The 17018-nt window shown below is 64.4% G+C and carries 12 protein-coding genes and 1 pseudogene; 8 read left to right on the forward strand and 5 right to left on the reverse strand.

The features are described 5' to 3' along the window. Positions 1-71: 71 nt before the first annotated feature. From speA to GYA94_RS18660, 4 genes are all read right to left on the reverse strand, one after another. Positions 72-1985: an arginine decarboxylase gene (gene speA, locus GYA94_RS18645; protein WP_110676957.1), complete on the reverse strand. Its 1914-nt coding sequence runs from the start codon at positions 1983-1985 to the stop codon at positions 72-74. A 149-nt stretch (positions 1986-2134) separates the two neighbouring features. Then, a complete protein-coding gene (locus tag GYA94_RS18650; RefSeq protein ID WP_009685768.1) occupies positions 2135-2506 on the reverse strand; it encodes a translation initiation factor Sui1 in 372 nt (123 codons plus the stop codon). A gap of 316 nt (positions 2507-2822) precedes the next feature. Continuing rightward, positions 2823-3359, reverse strand: a complete 537-nt coding sequence (locus GYA94_RS18655; protein WP_009685767.1) for an NUDIX hydrolase — start codon at positions 3357-3359, stop codon at positions 2823-2825. A gap of 2 nt (positions 3360-3361) precedes the next feature. After that, positions 3362-4429 carry a DUF2333 family protein gene (locus GYA94_RS18660; protein ID WP_161892861.1) on the reverse strand — a complete coding sequence of 356 codons (1068 nt, stop codon included), beginning with the start codon at positions 4427-4429 and terminating at the stop codon, positions 3362-3364. Between the two features lie 248 nt (positions 4430-4677). Between GYA94_RS18660 and GYA94_RS18665 the strand changes: the two genes are divergently transcribed. From GYA94_RS18665 to accC, 6 genes and pseudogenes are all read left to right on the forward strand, one after another. Continuing rightward, the gene (locus tag GYA94_RS18665) at positions 4678-6033 is read left to right on the forward strand and encodes a diguanylate cyclase (RefSeq protein ID WP_110676953.1); all 1356 of its coding nucleotides are present in this window, start codon (positions 4678-4680) and stop codon (positions 6031-6033) included. 1591 nt (positions 6034-7624) lie between these two features. Further along, positions 7625-8149, forward strand: a pseudogene (locus tag GYA94_RS28770) (methyl-accepting chemotaxis protein); the annotation flags it as partial. 102 nt (positions 8150-8251) lie between these two features. Continuing rightward, on the forward strand, positions 8252-10024 hold the full coding sequence (locus GYA94_RS18675; protein ID WP_110676949.1) for a protein-disulfide reductase DsbD: 1773 nt from the start codon (positions 8252-8254) through the stop codon (positions 10022-10024). Between the two features lie 179 nt (positions 10025-10203). Further along, positions 10204-10659: a type II 3-dehydroquinate dehydratase gene (aroQ, locus tag GYA94_RS18680; RefSeq protein WP_003255330.1), complete on the forward strand. Its 456-nt coding sequence runs from the start codon at positions 10204-10206 to the stop codon at positions 10657-10659. A gap of 98 nt (positions 10660-10757) precedes the next feature. After that, positions 10758-11222 (forward strand): acetyl-CoA carboxylase biotin carboxyl carrier protein, encoded by a 465-nt coding sequence (accB, locus tag GYA94_RS18685; protein WP_054914092.1) that lies wholly within the window; start codon positions 10758-10760, stop codon positions 11220-11222. Between the two features lie 17 nt (positions 11223-11239). Beyond that, positions 11240-12595, forward strand: coding sequence for an acetyl-CoA carboxylase biotin carboxylase subunit (gene accC, locus GYA94_RS18690; RefSeq protein WP_009685761.1), 1356 nt, complete (start codon positions 11240-11242; stop codon positions 12593-12595). Positions 12596-12798: 203 nt separating this feature from the next. On the opposite strand, the gene GYA94_RS18695 is transcribed toward accC, so the two are convergent. Beyond that, positions 12799-14652 (reverse strand): sigma-54-dependent Fis family transcriptional regulator, encoded by a 1854-nt coding sequence (locus GYA94_RS18695; protein WP_110676947.1) that lies wholly within the window; start codon positions 14650-14652, stop codon positions 12799-12801. A gap of 283 nt (positions 14653-14935) precedes the next feature. Between GYA94_RS18695 and GYA94_RS18700 the strand changes: the two genes are divergently transcribed. Beyond that, positions 14936-15991 (forward strand): ATP-NAD kinase family protein, encoded by a 1056-nt coding sequence (locus GYA94_RS18700; protein ID WP_110676945.1) that lies wholly within the window; start codon positions 14936-14938, stop codon positions 15989-15991. Positions 15992-16013: 22 nt separating this feature from the next. Beyond that, positions 16014-16991: a thiamine pyrophosphate-dependent dehydrogenase E1 component subunit alpha gene (locus GYA94_RS18705; protein WP_110676963.1), complete on the forward strand. Its 978-nt coding sequence runs from the start codon at positions 16014-16016 to the stop codon at positions 16989-16991. Positions 16992-17018: the final 27 nt, after the last annotated feature.

Below are 17018 nucleotides of genomic sequence, written 5' to 3' on the forward strand. Positions count from 1 at the left end.
AGGCCGCTCCTACAGGGATGAGCTGTAGGAGCGGCCTTGTGTCGCGATGGGCCGCAAAGCGGCCCCGGCATTCACGACGACAGGTACGACGACCGGGTCAAACCAAGCCGCAAGGCATCCAGATACTGCGTGCGCTCACGGGCCGTGATCTTGGCGCTGGCAACCTTGTCACGGTAGTGGGTCATCAACTCTTCGGGCGACAGGTGCACGTAGCGCAGCATGTCCTCGATGGTGTCGTGGGTTTCGATGCCGGCGTGGTACACGCTGCCATCGGCGTTCTGGTAGATGTTCACCGAGTCGGTGTCACCAAACAGGTTGTGCATGTCACCCAGAATTTCCTGGTACGCACCGACCAGGAACACGCCCAACAGGTAATCCTCGCCCTCCTGCACCGCATGCACCGGCATGCTGGTTTCGATGCTCTGCTCGTCGACGTACTGGTTGATCTTGCCGTCGGAGTCGCAGGTCAGGTCCTGCAATACCGCACGCCGCAGGGGCTCTTCGTCCAGGCGGTGCAGCGGGATGATCGGCAGCACCTGGCCAATGGCCCAGGTGTCGGGCAGGCTCTGGAACACCGAGAAGTTGCAGATGTACTTGTCGGCCAGCTTGTCGTTGAGTTCGTCCAGCACCTGACGGTGCGAACGCTGGCGCGCCTTCAACGAGTTGTGCAGGCGGCGGCAGACCGCAAAGTAGCACTGCTCGGCCAGGGCCTTCTCGCTCAGGGTGAGCTTGCCATCGGCATACTGAGCAGCCACGTCACCCATGTAGTGGGTGGCACGCCAGTAGGTTTCGGTCACCATCTCGATGTCGGTCGGGCCAAGCAGGTCGACCAGCCACTGCACGGTCTCGGGCAAGGCTTCCTTGTTCTCGATGGTCGGAACCTCGTCGTTGTGCTTCTCGACGTCGGTCACCTGGATCACCAGCATGGCGTGGTGCGCGGTCAGCGAACGGCCGCTCTCGGAGAAGATGTGCGGGTGCGGCAGGCCCTGCGCATCGCAGAACTCCTTGAGCATGCCCACCACCACGCCGGCGTAGTCGTCCATGTCGTAGTTGATCGAACTGGCATTGCGCGAGTGGGTACCGTCGTAATCGACACCCAGGCCGCCACCCACATCGATGTGGTCCACCGGCAGACCCAGCGCACGCAACTCACCGTAGTAACGGATGGCTTCCTTGAAGCCGTGCTGGTAGTCGGCCAGGTTGGCGATCTGCGAACCCATGTGGAAGTGCAGCAGGCGGATACCCTGGTCCAACCCGGCATCGCGGAAACGCTGGACAACAGACAGCAACTGCGCGGCCGACAATCCGAACTTGGACTTTTCACCCCCGGTGTCCGCCCACTTGCTCGAAGCCAGCGACGACAGGCGTACGCGCAGGCCAACCTGGGGTTTGACCTTGAGCTCGGCGGCCTCTTCGATCACCAGGGCCACTTCCGACTCTTTCTCGATCACGATGAACACATTGTGGCCGAGCTTCTGGCCCATCAGCGCCAGGCGGATGAATTCACGGTCCTTGTAGCCGTTGCAGACAATGGTGCCGCCTTTCGGCGCCAGCGCCAGCACCGCCAACAGTTCGGGCTTGGAGCCGGCCTCCAGGCCAATCGACACGTTCTGCGTGGCGATGATGTTCTCCACCACCGCTTCCTGCTGGTTGACCTTGATCGGGTACAGCGCGGTGTACTGGCTCTGGTACTCCAGGCGCGCGATATTGGCGTCGAAAGCGCCGGTCAGCTGGCGAACGCGGTCCTGCAGAATGTCGGGGAAGCGCACCAGCAAGGGCAACGACAAGCCGCTCTGGCGCAGTTCGTCGACCTGTTCGAACAGGTCGATCGGCGCGCTGTTCGGGCCGTTGGGGCGCACTTCGACGCGCCCGGCCTCATTGATGGCGAAATAACCAGCGCCCCAATGGCGGATGCCATAAACACTGCGGCTGTCGGCCACGGTCCATTGGCTACCATCGTCTTTGCGTGTGCGTCGTACGGACATTCAAGTCCCCTATAGATAAGTCGAAGACACTGCCCTGCATGCTGGCGGGCGCAGTGTAAAAGCCGAAAATGACGATTCGTCCGTGCCCCAGGGTAGACCCTGGCCACGGCAACGAGTTTAGAAAGCACTGGGCAAAAATGCGCGCCGGCTCAGCCGCCGGACTTTTTCGCCTTGAAGCCCTGCTTGATCAGCTCGGCGATCAGCAGCTCGACATGGTCGCCCTGGATTTCGATAACCCCATCCTTCAACGCGCCACCGGTACCGCAACGGCGCTTCAGGGTGGTGGCCAGCTCCTTGAGCTGATCGGGCGGCAACGGCACACCGGTGACGGTGGTCACGGTCTTGCCGCCGCGGCCTTTGCTTTCACGGCGCACACGGGCAATGCCATCGCCTTCGGGGATGACCTGCTGCTTGCAGGTACAGGCATCCACCGGCTGACCACAGTCCGGGCAGTGCCGACCGGCGTCGGTGGAGTAAACGAGACCGCCAAGGGCGGCGAAGGAAGAAGCTTTCTTGGCCACTTTTGTTCCTCGGTGCAGAGGACAAAAACTGGTCGTACCTTGGGGATGAGGCCGACCGCGAAGCCCCACTCTGGCAGGGGCGGCGCTACTGCTGCAAGACATGCGGCAGCCCGAAAAGGGCGCGCAGTGTAACGATAAATGCGGCGATTGCTAAGTACAGGATTGCGGCATTTTGCGAATGTTTTGCGACTACCCGGGAACTGGGGCTGCTTTGCAGCCCTGTCGCGACGCAAGGCCGTTCCCACAAGGTCCTGCATACGCCGATCGATGTGGGAGCGGCCTTGCGTCGCGAAAGGACCGCAAAGCGGTCCCCACGTCATCCCAGGCTGGCTTTGTAGCGCTGCAATGCCGCCAGCGAATCCGGGCAATACGGCTTCATCAGGCTTTCTTCCTCAGCCTGCGCCAGGCCAATGAACCGCGCCTCGATCACCTCTTCCGGCTGCAACCGCAGCGGCGCATCCGACACCGCCGAATACACCGCACACCACAAACGGTTATCGGGCTGGTCAAAGTAGAACCGCTCATGAAACCGCAGTGCCGCGCCTTCAATGCCCAGCTCCTCGGCCAGTTCACGCGCCGCCGACTCGGCATACCCTTCGCCGGCCGTGACCATGCCACCCGCCGCCACATCCCAGTACCCCGGGTACAGCGCCTTGCTCAAGGTACGCCGGTGCACACACAACTCACCAGCACTGTTGAACAACAGAATGAACGTGCAGCGGCCAATCAGGCCGCGCTCACGCAACTCGGCGCGGGGCAAGGCGCCCAGCACCTGGTCGGCTTCGTCGACCCAGGTGACCAGCTCACGGTCGGAAGCCGCCCGGTGGGCGGCCTCGTTGGCGCTGATGGCCATGCTCAACCCTGCGACAGCAACTGGCGCAGGTCGATGACCGCCGCGTTGGCCCGGGAAATGTAGTTGGCCATGACCAGCGAGTGGTTGGCCCACATGCCGAAGCCGCTGCCGTTGAACACCATCGGGCTCCACAGCGGCTCTTGCGAGGCTTCCAGCTCACGAATGATCTGCCGCACGCTGACCGTGGCATTCTTTTTCGCCAGTACATCGGCAAAGTCGACCTCGATGGCACGCAGCAAGTGCGACAGCGCCCAGGCCTGGCCACGGGCCTCGTAGAACACGTTGTCGATCTGCAGCCATGGGGTTTCCACCAGCTCTTCGTCCACTTGCGGCGCCTGGCCGGCAACCACCGACTCGGTCTTCAGCGTGGTGTTGAGCTTGACCCGGCCAACGCTGGCCGACAGGCGCTGCGACAGCGAACCCAGGCGGGTGGCGACGTCACCCAGCCAGTTGTTCAGGTTGTCGGCGCGGGTATAGAAGATCGCGCCCTTGTCGCCAGCAGCCAGACGGGTCTGGTAGCGCGACAGCGACTTGATGCCCTCTTCGAACTCCGACTCGCTCGAGGGCAGGATCCAGCTCTTGTTGTCGAAGTTGAAGCGCGGCTCGGCCTTGGCCAGGTCGGCGTCTTCGGTAGATTGCGACTGCGAACGGGCGAAGTCCTTGCGCAAGGCCCGGGACAGGTCGCGCACCTGCACCAGCACGCCGTACTCCCAGCTCGGCATGTTGTCCATCCACAGCCCTGGCGGGAAGCGGTCGTTGGAAATGTAACCGCCCGGCTTGTTCAGCAGGGTACCGGCCACGGTCTTGAGGGTTTCCACGGTGGTGTAGCCAATCACCATCTGCTGGCCATTGTGCTCGGCTGCAGCCTGGGCATTCTGCTGCACCGGGAACAGCGCAGGTTCCTGGCTCCAGTACCAGCCCAGGCCGATGCACACCAGCAGATACAACCCGATCAGGGTTCCCAGGGCTCGGCTCCAAAGGCCGCCAAGGTAGCTACGGGCGGCAGCGCCGCGGCCGTCGACACGCTCACGGGGCTCGGCTTTGGCCTCGCGGTTTTTCCAATCCAGCATGGCTTTGTCCTTAATCAGTCACGACGGTTCAGGGGCTTTGACCACAGGCCTGCGCCAGGGTGCCACGGCAAGCCCGCGTGGCAGCACTATAAAGCAGACACCGCCTTACGCATAAGCGACCAATCGGTCGGTAACTGAATATTCGTTCAGAACGCAATGTTGATGCAGGGCACTCATGCGAGGGAAAAGAACTGCTAGCATAGAGCCATCATTGCCCCTGCATATCCCAACCTACAAGTAGCCAGGTCATGAGCCAAGCCGTCGAGCCAAGCCCGCTGTGCCCCGACCCGCAACTGTCGCGTAGCGGCCTGCGCAAGGACGACTCCCTTGACGAAGTGCTGGTGCCCCTGCGCAAGCCGGTGTACATCCTGTTGCAGGACCACGAGCGGGCCCAGCGCCTGGCCCAGCAACTGGAATTCTTCGGGCTGCTGGTGCAGGCGCTGCCCAACGCTGCCGCGTTTCTGGCTTCGGTCGGCGAATACCCGCCTGCGGCCATCATCATGGATGTCGACTTCACCGGCAGCGGCCAGGGCCTGCTGCTGGCCGCACAGGTACAACACGGCCTGGCGCAGAACATTCCGCTGCTGTTCTTCAGCCACCACGAAGCTGACACACCGACGCGCCTGGCTGCCGTGCGCGCCGGTGGGCAAGACTTTCTGACCGGCAGCCTGGAAGCATCCAGCCTGCTGGAAAAGGTCGAATTGCTGACCAACGCCGGGCCGCACGACCCATTGCGAGTGCTGATCATCGACGACTCACGCACCCAGGCGCTGCACACCGAACGGGTGCTGGCCAGCGCCGGCATGCTGACCCGCAGCCTGACCGACCCGATCCGCACCATGGCCGAGCTGGCCGACTTTCAGCCCGACCTGATCATTCTCGACCTGTACATGCCGGCTTGCACCGGCCCGGAACTGGCCAAGGTGATCCGTCACAGTGACCGCTATGTGAGCGTGCCGATCATCTACCTGTCCGCCGAAGACGACCTGGACAAGCAACTGGATGCCATGAGCGAAGGCGGCGATGACTTCCTGACCAAGCCGTTTCGCTCGCGCCACCTGATCACCACCGTGCGCAACCGTGCGGCCCGCGCGCGGCACCTGAAGGCACGCATGGTGCGTGACAGCCTGACCGGGCTGTACAACCACACCCATATCCTGCAATTGCTTGAGGACTGCAGCTTCCGCGCCCGCCGTGAGCAGCAGCCGTTGAGTTTCGCCATGCTCGACATCGACCACTTCAAGAAGATCAACGACCGCCACGGCCACCCCATGGGGGACCGGGTAATCAAGAGCCTGGCGCTGTTCCTCAAGCAGCGCCTGCGCAAGACCGACTTCATTGGCCGTTACGGCGGCGAGGAATTCGCCATCGTCATGCCCAATACCGCGCTGGAGGCGGCCTACAAAGTGCTAGACGAGATTCGTCGGCGCTTTGCCGAGATCATCTACCCGGCGCAGCCGCAGGATCTGCAGTGCACCTTCAGTGCCGGGGTGGTGCAGATGGATGAAGGGCTGGACGCGTTGACCATGGCCAGTGCGGCGGATGAAGCCCTGTACCGCGCCAAGCATGCCGGGCGTAACTGTGTAGTACGGGTAGAGCGCTGAAACCGCCCTGCCCGCGAAGAATCAATAGCGCCATCAGATAGAGGCACTCTGCCACTTTTTTCTGACGCCAAGCCCTCGGCGTCATCATCCGGTCACACAATCGCCATAACTTCAGCCGCCTACCCCCACTCCCCTCCGCAGGAAGTTCGCGGCTATGCGCCTGAAGTGGCTGACCAATTTCAATACGCTGTTGCTGGTGACTGTGTGTTTCACCCTGGCCGCGACCCTGTGGTGGTCGCAACGGGCGCTGGAACGGCCCTATCAGCTGATGGAGCGCTACCTGGGCCTGTCCCAGCATTTTCAGCAGCAGGTGGCGGGCAATATCCACGCCTACCTGGGCAGCGGGGATGCCCTGCGCCATGCCGCCGCCACGCAGGCCATCCAGCAACTGCAGGGCGCCCTGGCCGACTGGCCCGCCGAACTGGCGGCCAACCTGCGCCCCAGCCTGGCCAGCCTGCAGGCCTTCACCGGCAACGAGTTGCTGGCGGCCGGCAAGCTGGCTGGCGACCCGCAAGCGCTGCTGTTGCAGGCCGAACGGGAATTGGGGGCCAATTTCGAGCAACTGGCCGGCTACGCCCGCGACAGCGGCACTGCCGAGGCTGACCGCTATTTGCTCCCGCTGCTCGACGCCAGCGTGCACCTGGGCCGGCTGGCACTGGCCCGCGACAAGCTGGTCAGCAGCGGCCGCCCGGAGCTTGCTGACGAAGTGGAGCGTGAGTTGCAACTGATCCGCAGCCAGGCACAGGCCATCGATGCCCTGCCCTTGCTCGGTGTCACCCGCACTGCAGCCTCTGGTGCCGACGACTTCGCCGCCATGATGGGCCTGCAAACCCAGGCCAGCGCCCGGCAGGAAGACATCGCCGTGGGCCTGAAGCGTGAGCTGCAAAACCTGCTGGGCCGCTACCCGGCCGAATTGCAGCGCACGCGCGAACAGATCGAGCGCCGTGCCGCCCTGGCTGCCAGCACCGGCCAGCGCCTGGAAGCCGTACAGCAGGCCATCGCCGCGCTGGAACCGCAAGTGCGCGCCCAACATGGCCAAATTGCCGGCGAGGTGCGCATCATCCAGGGTTTGATGATCGCCCTGATCCTGTTCATCGCCCTGTTGATCGATACCCTGCAACGGCGCCTGGCGCGCACCCTGACCGGCCTGGCCCCGGCGCTATCGTGCTGGGCCGAGGGCGACTTCGCCCAGGTGATCGCCCTGGGCAAGACCAACCGCGAACTGCATGACATTCAGGCATCGCTCAACCGCCTGCGCCAGTACCTGGTCGAACTGGTGGGCACCATTCGCCACAACGCCGAACAAGTCGCCGGCAGCAGCCATGCCCTGGCCGGCATGAGCGCCGCGCTGCACGATGGCGCCCACCGCCAGGCCGGCGATACCGGGCAGATCCGCGACGCCTTGGGGGAGCTGGAAGCCACCATTCAGCAAGTGGCCGGTGACGCCAGCGCCGCCGCCCACGCCAGCCGCGATGCCGGGCGTGCCGTGGAACAGGGCCAGGCGGTGATTGGCCAGAGCCTGTCGGGCTTGCGGGAACTGGTCGATGAGGTACAGGGCAATGCGCGCATGATCGAGCAACTGGCCGAAGAGTCGGCCACCATCGGCGGGGTGCTGACGGTGATACGCTCGATTGCGGAACAGACCAACCTGCTGGCGCTGAACGCCGCCATCGAAGCGGCCCGGGCTGGCGAGATGGGCCGCGGCTTTGCCGTAGTGGCTGACGAGGTGCGTTCGCTGGCGCAGCGCACCACCGGGGCTACTGGCGAAATCCAGGCACTGATCGACCGCTTGCAGCAGGCGGCGCGGGAGTCGGTGGCCGGCATGCGCACCCAGCTCGAACACGCCGAAACCACCGCCAACCAGGCTCAGGCCGCCGATGGCGCGCTGGATGAGATCGTCAGCGCGATCCGCACGATCGCCGATACGGCGGTACGCATTGCCGACGTCACCGCGCAACAGACTGGCGCGGTGAGCGAAATTCGTGATCATAGCGAGCGGATTCACGCGTTGGGTGAAGACAACCTGCAGCGCATTGGCGAAGGGCGTGAGCAGGGTGAGCAATTGCTGAGCCTCGGCGGGGAGCTGAGCAAGGCGGTGCGGGCCTTCAGGGTCTGAGGCCGGCACAGGCAATACACAAGTGGCGCCAGGTGTCGCCGTCCCTTTCAACCTGCGCCAACTCCGTTATCATGCGGGCACGTTCCACCTCGCGAGTTCGCCATGCGCCGCCTGTTTTTCCTGCTGTTCCTGCTGCTGGCCAGCCCTGTCTTCGCCACCGGCCTGCTCGACAACCGCCCCAGCGCCACCCTCGGCGCCGCTTCGCTGGCCAACAATGCCGACTTCCTGCCAGTGCACGAGGCGTTCAAGCTCGACCTGATCCAGGCCGATGCGCACACCATCAAGCTGCGCTTCATCGCCACCGACGGCTACTACCTCTACCGCCACCGCTTCCAGTTCCACACCGAACCCGCCGACATCGCCTTGGGCACGCCGAACATCCCCAAGGGCGAGGCCAAGCACGATGAGTTCTTCGGCGACGTGGAGGTGTACCACGGCGTGCTCGACATCGAACTGCCACGCAACGATCCGCGTGCCTTTACCCTGCTGGTGGGCTATCAGGGCTGTGCCGACAAAGGCCTGTGCTACCCGCCGGAAACCGCCCGGCTGGGCATCGATGGCGAAGCCGGCACAAACACCCCTGGCGCAATCGAGCAGGCCTGGAGCTGGAAATCACTGCTGCTGTTCTTCCTCGCCGGGGTCGGCCTGACCTTCACCCCCTGTGTGCTGCCGATGCTGCCGATTCTCTCCGGCGTGGTATTGCGCGGGCAGGTCGGTGGGCCACGCGGGCTGGCGCTGTCGCTGGCGTACGTACTGCCAATGGCCGCCAGCTTCGCCGCACTCGGCGCGCTGATGGGCTTGTTCGGCGCCGGCCTGAACCTGCAGGCACGCCTGCAATCGGCTTGGGTACTGGTGCCCTTCGCGCTGTTTTTCGTGGTGTTCGCCCTGGCCATGTTCGGCCTGTTCGAACTGAAGCTGCCGCAAGCCCTGAATAACCGCCTGAACAACGTCGCCAACCACACCAAGGGCGGTTCGCTACTGGGCGCTGCAGTACTCGGCGTGCTCTCCAGCCTGCTGGTTTCGCCCTGTGTGTCGGCGCCCCTGGCAGGCGCGCTGCTGTACATCAGCGCCAGCGGCGATGCCTTGGGCGGGGCGCTCAAACTGTTCGCCCTGGGCCTGGGCATGGGCGCGCCACTGTTGCTGGTGGCCACCGGTGGCGCAGCTTGGCTGCCGAAAAGCGGCCCTTGGCTGAACACCGTGAAAAACGCCATCGGCGTACTGCTGCTGGGGCTGGCCATCGGCCTGCTCAGCCGGGTGCTGCCAGGCCCGGTAACCCTGTTGCTGGTCGGCCTGCTTGCCGCAGGCGTGGCACTGTTCCTCGGCGCCTTGGAGTTCGTGGTCAAGACTGCGCGCCAGCGCCTGGCGCAACTGCTCGGCCTGGCCTTGCTGGTATACGCGCTGGCTTGCTGGTATGGCGCCCTCAGTGGCCAGGGCGACCCGCTGCGGCCACTGCCCGTGCCCAGCCAGGCGGCCAGCGCTGGCACTACCGCGGCCACAGCGCAGGCCTGGCAAACCATCACCACCCCGCAAGCCTTGGATGCCGCGATGGCACAGGCCAAGGCAGCCGGCCAACCGGTGTTGCTGGACTGGTACGCCGACTGGTGCATCAGTTGCAAGGTCATCGAACACGAGGTGCTCAACGCCGCCCAGGTGCAGCCGCAACTGGCGGCGTTCAAGCTGCTGCGGTTCGACATCACCGCAAGCAACGCCGAGCAACGCTCGCTACTTGACCGGTACCAACTGTTCGGCCCGCCTGCGCTGTTGTTCTTTGCCGCGAACGGCAGCGAAATTACCGCCGATCGGGTGATTGGCGAGATAAATGCCGGGGAATTCGCGCAGATTCTCACGCGCGTGCGCGGCAAACTCGGTCTATAACTTCCCGCGGGCCGGGAAAAATCCTCGATTAGGTGACCAGATTTAAATATTTGGTCACATACTTCGCGCGAATCTCGGACATCGTGCTGGCTATTGCCGGGAACTGGACACTTGCCGTCGCTTTACGGCACACTCGCCGCGCTGTGTCGAATTGCCCTACAAATCCAAGGAATCCACAGATGGCAACGCTACTGGTGCTTCACGGCCCCAACCTCAACCTGCTCGGTACTCGCGAGCCTGGCCACTACGGCGCCGTGACCCTGGCCCAGATCAACCAGGACCTGGAGCAACGTGCCCGCGCCGCAGGCCACCATCTGCAGTACCTGCAGAGCAATGCCGAATACGAATTGATCGACCGCATTCACGCGGCACGCAACGAGGGTGTGGACTTCATCCTGATCAATCCGGCTGCTTTCACCCACACGAGCGTCGCATTACGTGACGCATTGCTTGCGGTGAGCATCCCATTCATCGAAGTGCACCTGTCCAACGTGCACAAACGCGAACCGTTCCGTCACCACTCCTACTTTTCCGATGTGGCCGTAGGGGTGATCTGCGGCCTGGGCGCCAGCGGTTATCGCCTGGCCCTGGAGTCTGCACTGGAACAACTGGCTGCCAACGCACAGCCCAAATGATGAAAACCCCGGCCCCGATGGGCCGGGGTTCCAGAGAAACGTTCTAGATACGTTTTTGTATTTCGCCCCCTGACCGAACCTTTGGGAGTTGATGATTAATGGATATCCGTAAAGTCAAGAAACTGATCGAGCTGCTGGAAGAGTCTGGCATCGACGAGCTGGAGATCAAGGAAGGCGAAGAGTCGGTTCGTATCAGCCGTCACAGCAAGACCCCAGCTGCCCAGCAGTTCTACGCACCGGCCCCGATGGCTGCCGCCCCGGCCGCTGCTGCCCCGGTCGCCGCTGCTGCGCCAGCCGCCGAAGCCGCTGCTGCTGCCCCGGCGCTGAAAGGCACCGTGATCCGTTCGCCAATGGTAGGTACCTTCTACCGCAAACCTTCGCCGACCTCGCCGAACTTCGCTGAAGTTGGCCAGAGCGTGAAGAAGGGCGACACCCTGTGCATCGTCGAAGCCATGAAGATGATGAACCACATCGAAGCCGATGTTGGCGGTGTCATCGACGCCATCCTGGTAGAAGACGGCCAGCCGGTTGAGTTCGACCAGCCGCTGTTCACCATCGTTTGAATCGCGGAGAGCCAACGATGTCTGGGAAGCTCGAAAAAGTCCTGATCGCCAACCGCGGGGAAATTGCCCTGCGGATCCTGCGTGCCTGCAAAGAGCTGGGCATCAAGACCGTCGCCGTGCACTCCACTGCCGACCGTGAACTGATGCACCTGGGCCTGGCAGACGAGTCGGTCTGCATCGGCCCTGCATCGTCGAAGGATTCCTACCTGCATATCCCGGCGATCATCGCTGCCGCCGAAGTGACTGGCGCCACCGCGATTCACCCGGGTTACGGCTTCCTGGCGGAAAACGCCGATTTCGCCGAGCAGGTGGAAAAATCCGGTTTCGCCTTCATCGGCCCGAAAGCCGACACCATTCGCCTGATGGGCGACAAGGTTTCGGCCAAGGACGCGATGATCAAGTCGGGCGTACCGACCGTACCGGGCTCCGATGGCCCGCTGCCGGAAGACGAAGAAGTCGCCTTGGCAATCGCCCGTGACGTCGGCTACCCGGTGATCATCAAGGCCGCCGGTGGCGGTGGCGGGCGCGGTATGCGCGTGGTGCACAAGGAAGAGGACCTGATCGCCTCGGCCAAGCTCACCCGCACCGAAGCCGGTGCTGCCTTCGGCAACCCGATGGTCTACCTGGAAAAGTTCCTGACCAACCCACGCCACGTGGAAGTTCAGGTGCTGTCCGACGGCCAGGGCAACGCCATTCACCTGGGTGACCGTGACTGCTCGCTGCAGCGTCGCCACCAGAAGGTCCTGGAAGAGGCACCAGCCCCGGGTATCGATGAAAAGGCCCGCCAGGAAGTGTTCAAGCGCTGCGTCGATGCGTGCATCGAGATCGGCTACCGCGGTGCCGGTACGTTCGAGTTCCTGTACGAAAACGGCCGCTTCTACTTCATCGAGATGAACACCCGGGTGCAGGTTGAACACCCTGTGTCGGAGATGGTCACCGGTATCGACATCGTCAAGGAGATGCTGAGCATCGCCGCTGGCAACAAGCTGTCGTTCCGCCAGGAAGACGTTGTCATCCGTGGCCACTCGCTGGAGTGCCGGATCAACGCCGAGGACCCGAAGAAGTTCATCCCGAGCCCAGGCAAGGTCAAGCACTTCCACGCCCCGGGTGGCAACGGCGTGCGCGTGGATTCGCACCTGTACAGCGGTTATTCGGTACCCCCGAACTACGACTCGCTGATCGGCAAGCTGATCACCTACGGCAAAGACCGCGATGAAGCCATGGCGCGCATGCGCAATGCCCTGGACGAGATCGTCGTCGACGGCATCAAGACCAACATCCCGCTGCACCGCGACCTGGTGCGTGATGAAGGTTTCTGCAAAGGCGGCGTCAACATTCACTACCTCGAGCACAAACTGGCCAACCAGGAGTGATCGTGTAGTGTGATGGACCAGAACCCCGGACTTGTGCCGGGGTTTTTTATTGCTTAGCCAAGGCTCACACACCCCCTGTAGGAGCGGCCTTGCGTCGCGAAAGGGCCGCGAAGCGGCCCCGGCAATATCTGCGGCGAAGCTGAGATCGTGGGGCCGCTGCGCGCCCCATCGCGACACAAGGCCGCTCCTACAGGGACCGCAGGTTACCCCTTCATCCGCGGCATCTCGATACGGTGCTCATGCACCCGCCGATACAGGGTAGCCCGCGAAATGCCCAACGCCCGCGCCGCATCGGCCGGCTTCCAGCGATGGCGGATCAGCGCATCCAGCAACAGTTGCCGCGCCGGGCACGACACCCCGCTTGCGACCGAGCCTACCGCCCCACCCCGCACCTCCTGCGGCAAGTCCTGCACACGCACCTGCCCGGCCTCACTGACCGCACAGGCATAGCGCAACACCTGCCGCAGCTGGCGCAAATTGCCCGGCCAGCGATAAACCAGCAGCGCCTGCAAGGCATCGTCCGCCAGTACAACTTCGACGCCACAGGCCGCGGCCTCTTCGGCCAGCAATTGGTGAATCAGCCCCAACCGGTCCTCCCGCTCACGCAGCGGCGGCAACTCGAAGCGGGCATTGGCCAGGCGGAAGTACAAGTCTTCGCGGAAACGCCCGTCTTCTACCATTGCCGCCAGATCACGGTGGGTGGCACAGATCACCTGGATATCCACCCGCTCCCGCCGCGCCGCGCCCAGCGGCGCCACTTCGCCCTCGGCCAGCACCCGTAGCAACCGGGTTTGCAGGTTCAGCGGCATATCACCGATCTCGTCGAGGAACAACGTACCGCCGTGGGCCTGCTGCAACAGCCCTTGCATGCCTTTGCTGGAAGCACCGGTGAAAGCCCCCGCCACATAACCGAACAACTCGCTCTCGATCAGGCTCTCGGGGATGGCTGCACAGTTCAGGGTCACGAAGGGGCCGTCACGGCGCTGGCTCTGCTGGTGCAGCTGACGGGCGAACACCTCCTTGCCAGCCCCGGTTTCACCCAGCACCAGCACGGCCAGGTTGCAGTCCTTGACGCGGGTAGCCAAGCGCAGGTGCTGTTCGATGCGGCTGTCCTGGGCCTGCTGCAGCGGTTGCGCCCGCTGGCGTTGCCGAGGGGCGCTGACCCGGCCGTACAAACCACCCAGGCCAGGCAGGCGCTGGGCCGACGACGCGCTGACCCGGCGTAGCTGGTCCATGTCGAACAGCTCGCCAATGTGCACCGGCAAACGGCCCAGGCGTTGGACCAGGCGCTGCCGGGCCAGGCTGTTGATGGCCTGCAGGCGACCATCGGCATCCCAGGCCAGCAGGTAATCAGGCTGGCTTTCCACATAGCCCGGCGTGCCATGGGCGCGCATCACCCAGTGGCCCTGAGCAGTGTGCATGAAAAAGGCGTTTTCGATGTCGCGAGCGGTTTGCTCGACCAGCTGACGGATCAGGTGCTGGCTGCGGCGGTCGTCCGGTGACTGCAAGGCAGACACATCCACCACCCCCAGCAACTCGCCCATCGGGTCGAACACCGGGGCCGCCGTGCAGGTCAGGCCGATGAATGCCGCCCGGAAGTGGTCGCGCTTGTGCACCGTGACCGGGGCCTTGCTGGTGAGCACCGCCGCCACGCCACAGGTGCCCTCCTCGCCCTCCGACCAGCAAGTGCCCAGGTACAGGCCGGCTTTGCGACAGTCGTTGCGAATGGCCGATTCGACCCGGTAGTCGATGGTGCGCCCTTGGGCGTCGGTCAGCAGCACGCAATAGTCGGCGCCCCGCACGCGCTCGTGCAGGCGGGCCACGGCGTCGCTGGCGATGCGCAGAAACAGCTGCGCGCGTTCACGGCACTCATTGAGCAGGCTTTGGGAAAGGATTCGCGGGCCCTGCTGGGAGGCGGGGTCCAGGCGGTACAGCTCCATGGAACGGCGCCATGAATCGAGGATCAGCGGCGGTACCGGCGCCTGTGGCAGGCGGTCGGCATTCTTCAGCACCCTGCTGACGCAATCGACATGGGCTCGGGAGTTCGCGGCAAGCATTCGGGCCCTCCGGTTCTCGTTGCTGTTTTTATCGTTGTTCGGCCATTAAGCGCTTGCGCGCCCGCCCCGACAAGCACTGTGTGGTTACCGGCTGGCTTGAGACGCAGCGTCTCAGCGTCTCGCTCAACGCAGCTGCGCACTGGCACCGCGCGTCTCGCCGTGCCCGCCCTGCAGCCGCCACCAAGGCAGGCCAAAGCGCTCTGCAACGGCCCCTTCGGCGCCCTTCGGCAAAGCTGGCACCGCCCTTGCTCCTGTCTTGGCAAACAAGAATACGAGGTGCGCCATGCCGCTACCCGCCCCGCTTGTCGGGATCATTGCCAACCCTGCCTCCGGCCGTGACCTGCGCCGCCTGACGGCCAGCGCCGGGCTCTATTCGAGCACCGACAAGGCTTCGGCAATTCAGCGCCTGCTGGCCGCCTTCGGCGCCACCGGCATCGGCCAGGTGCTGCTGCCCAGCGACATGACCGGCATCGCCGCCGCCGTGCTCAAGGCCAGCCAGGGCACGGCTGCGCTCGACCAGCACTGGCCAGCCATCGAAATACTCGACCTGCCGTTGTCGCAGACCGTAGCCGACACCCGCCTGGCCACCCGACGCATGGTCGAGCGCGGTGTGGCGCTGATCGCCGTGCTGGGGGGCGATGGCACCCACAAGGCCGTCGCCGCCGAGGCGCAAGATGTGCCACTGCTGACCCTCTCCACTGGCACCAACAATGCCTTCCCCGAACTGCGCGAGGCCACCAGCGCCGGCCTTGCCGGCGGCCTGCTGGCCACCGGCCGGGTACCGCCCAGCATTGGCCTGCGCCGCAACAAGCGCCTGTTGGTGACAGTGCCGCAGCAGCAACTGGCCGAATGGGCCCTGGTGGAAGTGGCAGTGTCACCGCAGCGTTTCATCGGCGCCCGCGCACTCAGCCGCAGCGAAGACCTTGCCGAAGTTTTCGCCTGCTTCGCCGAACCGCATGCCATCGGCCTGTCGGCGCTGTGTGGCCTGTGGTGCCCGGTGTCGCGCCAGGCCCCGCACGGCGCCTGGGTTCGCCTGGCACCTGGCGCTGAACAGGCACTGCTCGCGCCGCTGGCCCCCGGCCTGCTGCAAGCCTGTGGCATCACCGCCAGCGGCACGCTGCTGCCCGATGTTGCCCACCGCCTGAGCCTGGCCAGCGGCACCCTGGCCCTGGACGGCGAGCGCGAAATCGAATTCGCCGAACACGACACCCCCACCATCACCCTCGACCACCGCGGCCCGCTCAGTGTGGACGTCGAGGCCGTGCTGGCGCATGCCGCCCGTCACCACCTGCTGGCCGTACCTCGCGGCCATCGGCTGCACCCTGCAAACCCGTGTTGAGACAACCCCGGAGAACAACAACATGTCCAATCAACTCAGTACCGAACAACTGCTGCATGCCTATGAAGTGATGCGCACCATCCGCGCCTTTGAAGAACGCCTGCACGTGGAATTCGCCACTGGCGAAATTCCCGGTTTCGTGCACCTCTACGCCGGCGAAGAGGCCTCGGCTGCCGGGGTCATGGCCCACCTGCGCGACAGCGACTGCATCGCCTCGACCCATCGCGGCCATGGCCATTGCATCGCCAAGGGCGTGGACGTGTACGGCATGATGGCCGAAATCTACGGCAAGAAGACCGGTGTATGCGGTGGCAAGGGTGGCTCGATGCACATTGCCGACCTGGAGAAAGGCATGCTCGGGGCCAACGGTATCGTCGGCGCCGGCGCCCCACTGGTGGCCGGCGCGGCACTGGCGGCCAAGCTCAAGGGGCGCGACGACGTGGCGGTGGCCTTCTTCGGCGACGGGGCCTCCAACGAAGGCGCGGTATTCGAAGCCATGAACATGGCGTCGATCATGAACCTGCCGTGCATCTTCGTCGCCGAGAACAACGGCTACGCCGAAGCCACCGCCTCCAACTGGTCGGTGGCCTGCGACCACATCGCCGACCGCGCGGCCGGCTTCGGCATGCCCGGGGTGACCATCGACGGCTTCGATTTCTTTGCCGTGTACGAGGCCGCCGGTGCGGCCATCGAACGCGCCCGCTCCGGGCAAGGGCCATCGCTGGTCGAGGTCAAGCTCAGCCGCTACTACGGCCATTTCGAGGGCGACGCGCAAACCTACCGCGCGGCGGATGAAGTCAAGAACCTGCGCGAAACGCGCGACTGCCTGATGCAGTTCCGCAACAAGACCACCCGCGCCGGCCTGCTCACGGCCCAGCAGCTGGACGCTATCGACGCACGCGTCGAGGACCTGATCGAAGACGCTGTGCGCCGCGCCAAGTCCGACCCCAAGCCACTGCCCGCCGACCTGCTCAGCGATGTCTACGTCGCCTACCCCTGAGCCGCGCATTACAAGAACAAGAGGAGA

It is taken from the genome of Pseudomonas juntendi (genome assembly GCF_009932375.1).
Lineage (GTDB): Bacteria > Pseudomonadota > Gammaproteobacteria > Pseudomonadales > Pseudomonadaceae > Aquipseudomonas > Aquipseudomonas juntendi.